This is a genomic window from Vibrio sp. MED222 (assembly GCF_000153005.1).
In the GTDB taxonomy this organism is placed as follows: Bacteria; Pseudomonadota; Gammaproteobacteria; order Enterobacterales; family Vibrionaceae; genus Vibrio; species Vibrio tasmaniensis_A.
On sequence record NZ_CH902606.1, the window covers coordinates 279194 to 292930 of the forward strand.

General features: G+C 45.1%; 12 protein-coding genes. 8 read left to right on the forward strand and 4 right to left on the reverse strand.

Translation table 11 applies throughout. The features are described 5' to 3' along the window. The first annotated feature begins 2 nt into the window (after nt 1-2). From MED222_RS19995 to MED222_RS19970, 6 genes are all read left to right on the forward strand, one after another. Nucleotides 3-965: a DUF58 domain-containing protein gene (locus MED222_RS19995; RefSeq protein WP_009844959.1), complete on the forward strand. Its 963-nt coding sequence runs from the start codon at nt 3-5 to the stop codon at nt 963-965. Then, nucleotides 966-1508: a DUF4381 domain-containing protein gene (locus MED222_RS19990; protein WP_009844960.1), complete on the forward strand. Its 543-nt coding sequence runs from the start codon at nt 966-968 to the stop codon at nt 1506-1508. Next, nucleotides 1501-2580 carry a vWA domain-containing protein gene (locus MED222_RS19985; RefSeq protein ID WP_009844961.1) on the forward strand — a complete coding sequence of 360 codons (1080 nt, stop codon included), beginning with the start codon at nt 1501-1503 and terminating at the stop codon, nt 2578-2580. The genes MED222_RS19990 and MED222_RS19985 overlap by 8 nt, the downstream gene beginning before the upstream one ends. Further along, nucleotides 2573-4279 carry a vWA domain-containing protein gene (locus MED222_RS19980; protein ID WP_009844962.1) on the forward strand — a complete coding sequence of 569 codons (1707 nt, stop codon included), beginning with the start codon at nt 2573-2575 and terminating at the stop codon, nt 4277-4279. Before MED222_RS19985 ends, MED222_RS19980 begins: the two co-directional genes overlap by 8 nt. Next, nucleotides 4276-5643, forward strand: a complete 1368-nt coding sequence (locus MED222_RS19975; protein ID WP_032555009.1) for a BatD family protein — start codon at nt 4276-4278, stop codon at nt 5641-5643. The genes MED222_RS19980 and MED222_RS19975 overlap by 4 nt, the downstream gene beginning before the upstream one ends. Nucleotides 5644-5721: 78 nt before the next feature. Then, complete coding sequence (locus MED222_RS19970) at nt 5722-6627, forward strand: LysR family transcriptional regulator (RefSeq protein ID WP_009844964.1); 906 nt, start codon at nt 5722-5724, stop codon at nt 6625-6627. A 204-nt stretch (nt 6628-6831) separates the two neighbouring features. On the opposite strand, the gene MED222_RS19965 is transcribed toward MED222_RS19970, so the two are convergent. After that, a complete protein-coding gene (locus MED222_RS19965; protein WP_009844965.1) occupies nt 6832-8514 on the reverse strand; it encodes an alkaline phosphatase family protein in 1683 nt (560 codons plus the stop codon). A gap of 180 nt (nt 8515-8694) precedes the next feature. Beyond that, a complete protein-coding gene (locus MED222_RS19960; protein ID WP_009844966.1) occupies nt 8695-9483 on the reverse strand; it encodes a formylglycine-generating enzyme family protein in 789 nt (262 codons plus the stop codon). A gap of 136 nt (nt 9484-9619) precedes the next feature. Here MED222_RS19960 and MED222_RS19955 point away from each other — a divergent pair, with 136 nt between their 5' ends. Both MED222_RS19955 and MED222_RS19950 read left to right on the forward strand, forming a co-directional pair. Next, the gene (locus tag MED222_RS19955) at nt 9620-10951 is read left to right on the forward strand and encodes an anaerobic sulfatase maturase (protein ID WP_009844967.1); all 1332 of its coding nucleotides are present in this window, start codon (nt 9620-9622) and stop codon (nt 10949-10951) included. A gap of 87 nt (nt 10952-11038) precedes the next feature. After that, on the forward strand, nt 11039-12097 hold the full coding sequence (locus MED222_RS19950; RefSeq protein ID WP_032555010.1) for a hypothetical protein: 1059 nt from the start codon (nt 11039-11041) through the stop codon (nt 12095-12097). 107 nt (nt 12098-12204) lie between these two features. On the opposite strand, the gene MED222_RS19945 is transcribed toward MED222_RS19950, so the two are convergent. Continuing rightward, entirely contained in the window at nt 12205-13257 is a 1053-nt protein-coding gene (locus MED222_RS19945) for an ABC sulfate transporter permease (RefSeq protein WP_009844969.1), read from the reverse strand. Between the two features lies 1 nt (nt 13258). Then, entirely contained in the window at nt 13259-13735 is a 477-nt protein-coding gene (locus MED222_RS19940; protein ID WP_009844970.1) for a hypothetical protein, read from the reverse strand. Between the last annotated feature and the right edge of the window lie 2 nt (nt 13736-13737).

Genomic DNA, 13737 nt, shown 5'->3' on the forward strand with positions numbered 1-13737 from the left:
TCATGGCGAAGCCAACACAAGCTCCCAAATCGCAAGGCCTTGATCCACGTTTGTACTGTGATTATTCAAGGTTAGTGCGAATTCAGGCTCAAGCTGAGTCGTTTTCTCTACTGCCTCATCTAAAGGCGGGTAGTGTGCTGTCGGGTAGACACAACTCATTGTTCCGAGGTCGAGGTTTGAATTTCGAGGAGCTACGTCACTACCAACTTGGTGATGATATTCGTAACCTCGATTGGAAAGTCACGATGCGAACAGGCAAACCTCATGTTCGTAGTTATACCGAAGAGAAAGACCGTAATGTGATGATCTGTGTTGATCAACGCAGCTCGATGTTCTTTGCTTCTCAAAACACTATGAAATCTGTTGTGGCCGCCGAAGTCGCAGCATTGTGTGGATGGCGAGTGCTGAAAGATGGTGACCGAGTTGGTTTCGTTTTGGCGTCGCACCAAAAGCTCTTTCATACCAAAGCACAGCGTTCTCAATCGGACTTAATGTCTCAGTTAAAACATCTGACCAAAGCCAATCAAAGCTTAGGTGTCAGGGTGAGCGACAGCGAAGGTGTTGGGTTTAGCCAGTGGATTGAACTGATAAAACGAATGAGATTAAAGCAATCGACCTTAATCTTTATTAGTGATTGGCGAGATTGCCAAGAGCAACACCTTGACCGACTAAAGCAACTGCAACAACACAACGATATCTTAGCCATTATGGTCACCGATCCATTAGAACAATCATTGCCTCAAGATCTGGCAAGCGCAAACTGGGTGGTGGGTGATGGTCGCTTTCAACTTAATCTGGACAGCCAATCTAAGGTTAACCTTGCAAGTGAAAGCCTTGCCCAAAAAGCGGCACTCCAGAAACAGTCCCTTGCTAAATTAATGGCGATGAAAAACCTCCCTTATATCGAATTAGATACGTCTGGAACTCATATTTCTCAGCTTCAAAAGCTGGTGGGAGGGCGTTAGATGGCCGTTGAACATACGCCTCCAAGTACTTATATCCTTCGCGATCTGCACGATGTCGCCATTCCCGAGAGCGTGAGCTGGATGCCGCAAACTATTGGCTGGAAGATCCTTGGCGTCATTCTGTTATTGGTCGCTGTCTATCTGGCTTATCGTTTAGCGCTAAGGTGGTGGAATAACCGTTATCGCAAAGAAGCGCTTCAAGAACTCATGGTACTGGATGCAAGAGACAAGAACTCAACTGAACGAACCTTTAAAGTCCTCAAAGTGGTACTTCGTTACCTAGACAGCAGCAATGCAAAGCTGTTTGGAAAAGCCTATGTAAACCGTCTGAACGCTTATCTGCCTGTTAGCGCTAACACAAGTGAAAACAGCAATGCGTTCTTTGCCGATGAAGTTTCGGAATTATGGATGCAAAGCCTAATTGACCCTAATGTGCGTCTGAGCTTTGAACAGCGATTAGAGGTAATTCAAACCGCGATGATGTGGCTAAAACTTCACAAGCCGAATGTACAGGTAACGGTTGAGGGGCAAGACAATGTTTGATGTTTTATCTGCCAGCTTTGAATTTGCGCACCCACTGTGGTTTATCGCACTACCTTTGCCTTTACTCGTTTACTTCGCCGTACCTGCTTATCGCACTAAACAAATGGCCATCAAGGTGCCATTTTTCAGTGAGTTGGTTGAAGCGATTGGCGAGGCTCCATCAGAAGGTGCAAGCCAATTAACACCAAGCTGGTGGCAACGCACTACGCTGATCATTACCTGGGTATTAGTGATCTGCGCATTAGCGAAACCTACCATTCTTGGTGAGCCACAAGTTCGTGAACAATTAGGTCGCGACGTGATGGTGGTTGTCGATTTGTCTGGCTCAATGGCTGAACAAGATTTTACGTCTAAACAAGGGGATAAAATCTCTCGCTTAGATGCGACCAAAGAGGTGTTAGCCGATTTCGCGAAAACCAGAAAAGGGGACCGACTCGGTTTGATCTTGTTTGGTGATGCAGCGTTTGTACAAACACCGTTTACAGCTGACCAAGATGTGTGGCTTGAACTGCTTAATCAAACCGATGTGGCGATGGCAGGACAAAGCACGCATTTAGGTGATGCGATTGGCTTGGCGACTAAGGTGTTTGAACAAAGCGAAAAGCAGAGTGCTGCGGTTCAAGATTCAAGTATTGATGCGAACGTGAAAGAGAAAGTTGTGATTGTGCTAACTGATGGCAATGACACCGGAAGCTTTGTTGAGCCTATCGATGCCGCAAAAGTTGCTAAGGCTAAGGGCGTTCGAATTCACGTTATTGCGATGGGCGATCCGCAAACCGTTGGTGAAGTGGCTCTGGATATGGAAACCATCAAGCGAGTGGCTCAAGAGTCTGGTGGCGAAGCCTTTGAGGCGCTTAACCGCGACGAACTGACCAAAGCCTACGCTCAAATCGGTGAACTAGAACCACAGTTATATGAAAGTACCACTTATCGTCCTAAACAGGGGTTACATCATTACTTGATGGCCATTGTTGTTGTGATGTATTTGACTGCCTTTAGTCTGGCGACTTTACGTAGAAGGTCGCTTTTGGCTTCTAAAACTAAAAAATTGAAAGGAGAGGATGATGCCTGATTCTCTCACTCTGCAACAGTTCTTTACCCAGTTTCATTTTATCCGACCTTTGTGGTTGTTGGCCTTTATTCCGATGTTCTTCCTGTTATGGGTTCGTTGGAGAGAAGAGACCAAACCAACGTGGAAAGACATTCTACCTGCACACTTACGTGATGCATTGACCATTGGTGAAACAGGCTGGCGTAGGCAGCTGCCATTGAAGCTATTGATGGTGATTGTAACTATCGCCATCATTATCTGTTCTGGCCCAACATGGCAGCGTGAGGCTTCACCTTTTGGGGAAGACAAAGCGTCGATGTTAGTGGTGCTTGATAACAGCGAATCCATGCTGGCGAAAGACTTACCACCGAGTCGCTTGGAACGCTCTAAACAGAAAATTAGAGACTTATTAGCAGCGCGCAAGGGCGGTAATACGGGCTTAGTGGTTTACGCAGGCAGCGCACACGTCGCGATGCCTGTGACTCAAGACAGCAAGGTATTCGAACCGTTTCTAGCGGCTATCACACCCGACATCATGCCGGTATCAGGTAAGTCAGCAGAAGAAGCACTGCCACTCATAAATCAGCAATTGTCTGGTGAGCTAGGTTCGTCAGTGTTGTTGGTATCGGATGGTGTAAATCCAAGTACCATCAGAGCGTTCGAGAACTTCTTTAACGACAACCCGTATCAGTTGCTTATTCTAGCCGCAGGAAACAGTAATGTGGTGAGCGATAATCCTGTCGACCTCGATTCATTACGCAATTTGGCGAGTAAGACAGGTGGACGACTGATCGAAGTGACCGTTGATGATTCGGATATCCAACAACTGAACAGAGCGGTTGAAAGAAACATGCAGCTCAACGGCGAATCTTCAATGCCTTGGAAAGATATGGGCTATGGCTTGCTTATCCCAATGGCGATTATCATGTTGTTGTGGTTCAGAAAAGGATGGCTGGTGCAGTGGTGTGTCGTTGGTCTAGTGATTTCGGGCAGCATCTATTCACCAAGCACTTTTGCGAAAACAGTCAACTTAACTGCTGAGAAACCCGTTGTGGTGGAGTCGGTTACGGCTTGGGACAAAACAGCTCAATGGTGGTGGGACTTATGGTTAACGCCCGATCAGCAAGGTCAACGCCTGTTGAATCAGAAAGAATATCTTCAAGCTGCCAAACATTTTACTGACCCAATGCGAAAGGGCGCGGCTTATTACTATGCTCGTGATTTTAAGCTCGCTCACAGTGCATTCCTGCAAACCAAAACTGACCTTGGTTTATACAACGCGGCGAGTGCGTTAGCCAGACAGCGTGAATATCTTGCGGCGCGAGACCTTTTGAAATTATTAAGCGAGAAAGAGGATCTGTCACCAGAACTAAGAACGGATGTGGAAAACAATCTTGCTGTGCTTAGTGGGATTGTCGAAGAGGTTAACCGAACCAGTGAAAGTCAGTCCGGGACCACAGATGGCCCTGAAGAGTCTTTAGAACTCGAAGACGATCAGCCGCGAACGGGTGATGGCGCTGAAGAAGAAACGGTAGCGGAATTGATGCTCAAGGAAACGCTTAATGCCAATGAAATTTTGGGTAGCCAAGAGCTTGCCGATAAGTGGTTAAAACGAGTCGAAGCGGACCCTAAGTTCTTCTTAAAGTCCAAGTTCCAAATTCAATTAAGAGACCCTGCACCTTCCATCGAACAAGCGTCAAAACAGGAGCAAACCCAATGAGTCGATATCATTTAGCTCTTGAAGCCATTCAATCAAAGAGAGTGCGATTTAGAACCCATAAGTGGTTACTGTCGATGACTCTTATATTGAGTTGGTTTTCTCCTTTTGTTGCTTCTGCTGCCGATATCTTCGATCTCCAAAAAAGTGGTGACGTTGAGCTTATCGCTTGGGTAGGGGAAAAGCCAAAGTCAGGCGATAAGATAACGCCGACTAAAGTGAGCGTCAATGAGCAGGTAATTCTGAATATTGAGGTGGCGACGCCGCGTTGGTTAACGGGAGGGACTCGAATCGGCAGTATCGAAATCCCTAACGTGATCGCTAAGCAACGTAACCAACTCGCGACTAATTACACGGAACGGGTCAATGGCACTACATGGTCGCGTCAACGTTGGGAAGTGACGCTTTATCCGATGACTTCTGGCGAGTTTGTGATTCCAACCGTACCGGTTCGTATTCAAGTGTCAGCTCCTGATAGGTCAAACGTTGGTGGCACGCTTTATACGCAGCCGATTAAGTTTGAAGCCTCATTACCGTCTGGTTTGTTAAGCGATGAATCGCCTTGGTTTTCAGCGACAGACGTGGATGTTGAGCAGCAATGGCAACGTTCGAGCGAAGACTTAAAAGTGGGTGATGCGGTTACTCGAACCGTGACGATCAAAGCGAAAGACAGTTTGTCGGTGTTACTTCCCAATGTGTTGACCAATGAATCGACACAGCAATATCAAGCTTACCCGCAACCTAATCGTTTAGATGACACACAAGAACGTGGTGACTACCGTTCCAGTAGAATTGAAGAGACGGTTTATGTGATTCAGCAAGGTGGTGAATTTACCTTACCGGAGTTCACATTCCAGTGGTGGGACAGCAAAAATCAGCGTCTTGAGAGCGTGGTAATAAAAGGCGAAGTGTTTGAAGCAAAACACACATTCCAATCCTTCATCAAAGCTTACATGTCGGTCTTTATAAGCGTTGGTTTGGCAGTGGTCTTATGTGGCATGTTATTCGTTGCGGCGAAGCGCTATTACAAAAATCGACCAACACCAAGTTGGTTGGTATTGCGTCGTTTGCTTAAGCAAAATAATTGGCCCGCATTGAGAACCTTTATCTATCGTCAATTACGAAACGAAACCTCTCAGCTAGAACTGAATAAAGCGCAACTTGGTAAATTGAATGGACAGAAACGTTGGATAGAAGACAGTGAATCCCTCCAACAAGGGCGAGAAGACAAAAACGTATTTACTCGTTTGTGGAGAGGGTTACGTAACTTACCCAATGACACATCAAACTCAAGCAATTCTCGTTCAATTTTCGACCGCTTGAAAATCCCTAAAGCCTTGCCAAACTTAAAAGATAGAACTAAGTAGCAAACTTTAGTTATTCGCATCGAACAAAATCGGCAGGCTCTCTACTATAGGGGACCTGCTTCTTTAATATGGAACTGTATGAAAAGCACCGAACTCAATTTAATTCCTATATTTGTTGCTATCTATGAAGAGCAGAACTTATCTAGGGCTGCTAATCGCATGGATATAAGCCAACCTGCTGTGAGCAAAGCGCTTGCACGGTTGCGAGATATCTATGACGAGCCACTGTTTCACCGTACCACATCAGGCGTAGAGCCAACCACATTCGCTATTGATATCTATCCGGCAATGGCCGCTGCGCTTAAAAATTTCACTTCTACCTTATCCGCATCAAGAGATTTCGACCCCAAAACTTCAGGGCGCGTGTATTCAATTGCCTGCGTCTCGGCGGCGAGCTACGAAATGATGCCAAGAGTGATGCAGTTAATCAGCCAAGTTGCACCTGGTATCGCGTTAGAAGTTCACCCTCTATTTACGGAAGATTACGAGTCTGATTTAAGGCTTCAAAGACACGATGTTATTATCGATATGACACCTAAAGGAAGAACCATGCTCAAGCATGAGGTGATCTCTAAAGAGGAACTGGTGGTGGTGTGCCGCAAAGACCATCCTACGATTGGTGATACGATCGATATGGAGCAGTTCCTATCAGTTGAGCATGTGGTTGTATCTCGTTGGCATGCACGTAAAAGCTTATTGAGTTCTGAACACTACAGTGACCTTGAAAAGCGCAGAATAGTCTATCGCGCTGCGGGTGTTGTTGAGATGCTGCCAGTTATTGAGGGCTCTGATTACATCGGAGTGTTACCTATGTCATCGGTGCGTTGTTTTTCTGAAAAGTACTCGGTTAAAACACTACCACTACCATTCGAATTGGAAGACCTCGATATGTGTATGATTTGGCACCCGAGTCGCACTAATGAACCTAGCCACAAGTGGTTGCGCGCTAAGATCAAAGCGGCAGCAAAAGACATATCAAGTTAGCCTCTAAAGGGCGATTAATGGAAAATGTTTGTGCGAATAGCCGTTATTCCCAGCACTGACATACGTTGATTGGATTTCGACCTAACTACAGGCAATCAAAAAGAGCCGCTTATCTGTTTTGACTGAGTCAGTCTGAATTGATAAGTGGCTCTTTTACTTGGTGTGGGTTTCGACATTAAAACTAAGAAACCTCAATGACATCTATTATTCGGTAATTTCTTGCAGAACTTCTCCAATTGAACCACTTGGTTGAGTGATACCCAGTTTGTTCGAAAGCGTTGGTGCAATGTCGTATGGCGTGACTGGACGCGAGATTTTCTGAGCTTCAACGTCGTAGCCTGCGAAGATGACAGGGACATGTGTATCGTACTTCCATGGCGAGCCATGAGTCGAGGCTATTTGAAGGCCTTCCATGTCGTTAATGTAGCTACGTGGAGCAAATACCACATACACATCGCCAGAACGAGCTGGGTGGTAGTTGTTCTTAATGAGCTGCATTACATGAGTATCAGGTACTCGGTTTGCCGCGATATCACTGCTTGATACGGCAAACGCCACTCCCTTCACTTTCGCTATTTCATCGGCGATCGCTTCCTGTACTTTAGCTAGGTCAAGTTTCTTCTCTGCGATTAAATCGTGATTCAGATAAATATAAGGCTGTGCGTACAAGCGTATTGCGTCTTTGGATAAACCAAACTCATCCTTCAACCTTTGCTCTACGCCACTCGAGAGCAGTGTGTCTTTATTGAAGTATTGAGCTTGATTGAAGCCAAGCGCATTTGCCGCAGGTGAAGATTCAGGTACACCGTGGTCGGCAGACAACACAATTAGTGTATTCTTTAGTCCGACTTGGTGATCAACGGTTTTAAGAAGCTTGGCGATCGTCTTATCGAGTCGAATTAGGTTGTCTTCTGTCTCTAGGCTTTCAGGGCCGTATAAGTGCACCACGTAGTCGTTTGATGAAAAACTTACAGACAGGTAATCGGTCACGTCACCTTGACCTAGCTTCTCTTGCATCAACAGTGTGCTTGCAAAGTTTTCTGTGATTTCATCGCCAGCCGGGCTAACGGTTAGCGTTGTGCTGTAGTACTTGTAACTCGCGGGGCCATAAGGGTGAGGGAAGGTGCGTTGGAAATCACCGAGTTTCACTTTGTGTTCGGTATCGTGCTCTTGCAGCGTGTAGTTTTCACGTGGTAATGAGAGCTCCCATTTCTGTTTCGAGTACTCTGCAGCAATCGCTTTCTCGTTCCAACGTGATACCCAATCTGGATACTCGTCGTAGTAATAGTTGCTGGTGACAAACTCAGATTGCGCTTTGGAGAACCAGAAGGCTTTACCACTGTGCCCTGCCAATGAGATCGCACCGCGGTCTTTCACTGATACACCGAACACTTTTGATTTGCCACTATTGGAAATCGTCAGTTCGTCACCAAACGTGGTGGAGAGTATTGGCTCTGGAGAGCGGCCATCGCCTTGTGCTGTCTTCTGCGTTGGGTCGATCTCTGTTGCTTTGTCGACACCCGCGCCAGAGGTCAACATTTTGTAGTTGCCGTCTTCTACGTTATACACCAAACGCTCTTCGCTACGGTCATACCAAACGTTACCTACCATGCCGTGTACGCTCGGTGGAGCGCCTGTTGCAAGCGACACATGGCCCACGATCGTTTCCGTGTTGCCATGTTGGTAGTTCGCGTTGGTGTAGTAAGTGCCGTCATCCATTAAGTACCGGAAACCGCCTTCACCGAAGTTGTGCTTATATCGTTCGATTAGGTCTGCGCGCAGGCCATCTACCGTGATTTGAAGGACTAGATTTGGCTTCTCTGCTGCTGAGGTAGGGAAGGCACAGAGTAACGCGAGTGTAAGTCCTGAAAGCTTGGTGTATTGCATAGAAGTTCCTTATTCAGCGTTGCCGCAGAGTTCTAACGTTTGGTCAGATTTCTAACGTTTGGTCAGATTTCTAACGTGTGTATAGTGCAAGTCGTATTTTAGTATTGCTTGTGAAGATTGTTGATTCATAACCGTTGGCACCTTTAGTTAGTTCATTCTTTAACTAGCTCACAGCTTTAGCTAGTTCGTATCCTTAACTAAACGCAGGCCCATATCTGACATAGTGATCGATTGGCTTGCGAAGTCGCGACGGTAACTTTCAGATTCGTTTTCGTCATAAGCAAAGCTGCCACCGCGAACCGATTTATGTGATAAACCAACGTCGCTGTGTTTTGCGTTGTTAGGATTGTCTGTTGGACCGAATCGGTAGAAAGTGTCATCGAAGGCATCAATCACAAACTCACCCACGTTTCCGGTCATGTCATATAAGCCTAGTTCATTTGGCTTCTTTAGCCCGACTGGATGTGCGCTATTTTTAGAATTTGCTGAGTACCACGCAACATCATCTAAGTTATTGGAACCACTGTAAGTATAGCCTTTGCTCTTGTTGCCACCTTTCGCTGCAAATTCCCATTCAGCTTCAGTCGGCAGACGGTATTCTTCACCTGTAAGTTCGTTCAATTGTTCAACGAAGTAGTTCGCCTGTTGCCAACTTAAGTTATTGACCGGAACTTGTGGGTTTTGGAAATAACTGAGAGATGAACCCATCACCGATTCGAACAATTCTTGAGTCACCTCAAACTTTGCAATGTAGAAACTATCTACAGTTATATTTCGTGCTGGTCGTTCTGCTTTGGTCGCTTCAGGATCGTTCGAACCCATGGTGAATGTACCACCTTCAACTAGCACCATTTCTTGGTCAATTTGTTGGGCGATGGGGTGTGTAGGCACGCTCGCACAGCCGCTTAGGAAAATAGTCATGGTGACGCTGCTGATCGCCGCTATTTGTTTGTAATTAAAAAATTTCATCACGTGCCTCGAATGTTCGAAATAGAGGGCAATTTTAACGTTTAAGGTCATTCCTATTGGTTATAAAGGGTATAACATGCCACTGATTGAAATAGGCATTATGATGGCTACAGACACTAAGATAGGTAGATAAATCATGCACATTACTCAAGGTCCACAATACAATGGTAAAGCGTCTAAACGCTTGCATGTTATGGCTAAGCCAATTGGCGCAGCGTGCAACATCGACTGTAAATATTGTTATTACCTAAGTAAGCAAGATTTGTTGGAGTACAAGAAAGGCAGTTCTCCGAGAATGGATGATGAGACGCTAGAAACCTACATCCGACAATATATCGAAGGTCAAAACACGCCTGAAATTATCTTCTCATGGCAGGGCGGCGAGCCAACTATGCTGGGTTTAGCGTACTTTGAAAGAGTGGTTGAACTACAGAAAAAGTACCGACCTGAAGGTGTGTTGATCTCAAACGATCTGCAAACCAATGGCACACTGCTCAATGACGATTGGGGCCGATTCTTAGCAAAGAATAACTTCCTGATCGGCTTGAGTATTGAAGGTCCTGAAATGCTGCACAATGCGTATCGTGTTAACAGAGCAGGCCGTGGCACATTCAAACAAGTGATGGCGGCGGTTGAGTTGCTGCACAAACATCAAGTTAAATTTGCAACGTTGACTTGTGTGAATAACCTCACCAGTCAAAATGCACTTGAGGTGTATCGCTTCCTACGTGATGTGGTGAAGTCTCCACAAATGCAGTTTATTCCTATCGTTGAACAGAAAACCTTTAGAACGGTTGCGCCACAAACATCCCAAGTGAGTGAGCAGCTAAAACAAGGCGAAAAACGCCTGATCCCCGGCCATAAAGACTCGATCATGGAATCGTGGTGTGTGTCGGATTTAGCTTGGGGTAACTTCCTGATCTCTGTGTTTGATGAGTGGGCGAAGAACGACATCGGTAAAGTGTTCGTTCAGTATTTTGAAGCGAGCTTAGAAACGTGGATTGGTCGTCCGAATCCGCTTTGCACTCTGAATGAGATCTGCGGTAAAGGCCTAGCGATGGAGCCAAACGGTGATGTGTTCTCTTGTGACCACTACGTTTACCCTGAATACAAAATTGGCAATATCCACCACGAGAAGCTTGATGATTTAGCGTACAGCGCACCACAGCAAAAGTTTGGTTTCGCTAAATCACGCACAATGACCAGTCAATGTCAGCAGTGTGATTACAAGTTTGCTTGTCATGGTGAATGTCCTAAAAACCGCTTTATCAAAACTCGCGCAGGCGAACCGGGCTTGAACTACTTATGTGCAGGTTGGCACAAGTTCTTTTCTCATGTCGACAAGTCGATGGCTTATATCGCTCGTGCGATGGGGCATCCGGTTGCTCATGGCAAATTCAGTGATTCAGTATTGATGGCACATCGTGCAAAACAGGCGCAACAAACTACGTTCGAGACCAAGTTTTAACTCGTTTTTTGGGTCAACAGGTCCAAGACAAATTTAATCAGATACGAGTCTAAGGACAGGCTAAGTTCTCCAGTTTAAGGTAATACTATGATGAAGAAGAGTTTAGCGACGGCTGTTGCTCTATTAGTTTCAACGTCCGCATTGATTTCAACGTCTGCGATGGCAGCGAATAGCGTTCAGCAAACTGTTGACGCACCGGCACAAAATATCAATCAAGTGCTCGAAATGACGGACACTCAAACCCGTATTCAACAGTTGTCTTACATGGCACAAGATCAAAATCAATCTGTTGAAAATCGTACTGGTGCACTGCAAGAGCTTGCTTCATATCCAAGCCAGAATGCGCTGGTGGCGGTGGCAAGAGGTTTGAAAGATCAAAACCCTGAAGTTCGTGAGGCTTCGATTATCGGTTCTTCGCCATATCAACTTGAGCATCGCTGGGCGTTAGTTTCGCCTTTGCTGAGCGATACAGACTCTATGGTTCGTCATTCAGCAACATCGAACTTAGTTCGTGATTACAATACGTTAGATAAAGAACAGAAAGCACAAATCGAACAACCTGTCGCTGAGTTAATAACATTCTTGGAATCACAAGAATCTGAAAAGTTTCAATTGTTGTTCGCTGACGTGCTCCGTTGGCACAATGAATGGGATAAAGCGGAAACGATTTATCTTGAGTTGATTAATACTCACCAGAAAGACCCTCAAGTTTGGCTGAGCTACGCGGATAACTTCCGAGCTCAGAATAAAGATCAACAAGCGGTCGAGGTGTTGGATCGTGGTTTGAAGAACGTGCCGGACAATGCAGCGATGCACTATTCTAAATCATTAACTTTGGTTCGCCTTGAAGACAAGGCAGCAGCAGCCAAAGAGATTGAAGTAGCAGCAGAACTTGCAAAAGATAACAGCTACTACTGGTACTTGAATGGGGTACTACAAGAAGAGCTGGATATCGACAAATCGACTAAATCGTTCGAGAAAGCGTATTTGATCTCTGGCTCTCCAGAACAGTTATACGTGGTATGCGATATTTATGTACGCTATGGCAATGAAAAAACAGATGATTGCTTGGGTGAGCTAGGTAAAGTGGCTCCTGATTATGTTATTGAACAGTTGAAAGAGAAACGAGTCGCGCCAAGCTCATAATATTTGAATGAGTAAATAGATAAGCCGCTTATGAAAAGCCAGTCGAAATATTCGACTGGCTTTTTTGGATCTTAATTGCTGCAAGTGACCATCGATTTGAATTCGAGCTAAAAAACAAAACTCAACATGATGGTGTAGAGCAATGCATCTTTATCGGTTTTAGGGGCGTCAATAAAGGCACCGTTTGACCTACGAGCTTCGAAGAATTGCATTTCACCATTGATAGATATATTTGACATCAAGTCGTAATCTACACCAACTAAGTAGCTATTCCCTTCTAAGTGCTCATTGGCGTTAAATTGCGCGCCGTATACTACGTAAGGTGTGAATACTCCTAAATGGTAACCTAGGCTGGCGTACATGGATGAAGAAACGTCACTGATTTGACCTTCGCTCGCCAATACCGCTTGGCCAAATTCATATTCAGCGCCTAGCGACCAAAGTTGGATGTGTTGGTTGTCTGCTGTTGGAAGCGTGCCAACGTTTTTAATTTTTGTCGTTTGATCGAAATTTGAATCAAGGAAAGATAAGTTCCAACGATAGTTATCACCACTTAATTGAAGGTTTGCACCAAACATTCGATTTGTTTCGAATTCCAGCTCGGTTGTCGAATTGAACTCTACTTCATTCTTATCTTTGATTCCGACAAATGGAGAGAGTTGTAGGGTAGCTTCATCGGTTACATCATGAGTCCAACTCACTTTGACACCGTTGAAAGCGGTAATACCAAGAACGCTGTTATACACCTCTGTCGGTGGTCTTGCCGTCATATAGGCTTGGCCAACATAATAGTATTCAGAGGCAAGGAATAGTGGCAGTCGTAATCGACCAATACTCACATCGAAGTCGTTAAATTCATAGCCCAAGTAAGCCCACTCGAGTTGAGGATCACTCCAATCATATTGGGGTGGTTTGACAACTTGTACGGAAGCTTTAAATGAGTTGTAAAAGTAATCGAGTTGAACTCCAAGTGTGGTATCACAGTCATAACAATTTTCATCGGTAAAACCATTGTTGATGATTAAAGGGGAGTCGTTATCTGATGTTGCCCAAGAAGTAGAACCAAATCCGCTTAACGAAAAATTATCGGTAAGTTCAATAATAGCGAAAGCCGGAGAGGCAATTGAAGCACATAGCACTGACGTAATTATTTTTTTCATATTATTTCTCCGAGCTTATAACGTATAGAACATTGGCATTTTCAGGGAGCGTCGAGAGCGGGGCGTACCCAATTCGATTGGGCTTGTCATCAAGCCAGTCAACCAAGGTTTCGGTGGACGCCGATTTAATCTCTCTTGGATAACGAGCTTTACCTGAGAAGGATAAGCTCGCCCAATGGGCATTCATTTGAGCTGCGTTTTTTCCAAGCAGTTGTTGGTAAAAAACTTCACGTTCGCTGCTGTTTTCAGGCCAATCAGAAAGTTCTACACGTTTACCATCGAGTCGTTTTGTTTTTCCTCTATACAGCTTCCTTGCTTTGTTTATCGATATTTCTTCAAATCCTGAATCTAAAGAGAATATGGCGTAATCTTCTGCGGCATGAGCTGGGCTGAGAAGAAGCAAGTTTCCTAATAGCCCTACCGCGACTGGCAATATGACTCTGCGTGGAAGTGTTTTTATTGTTTTAATCCAATCCATGG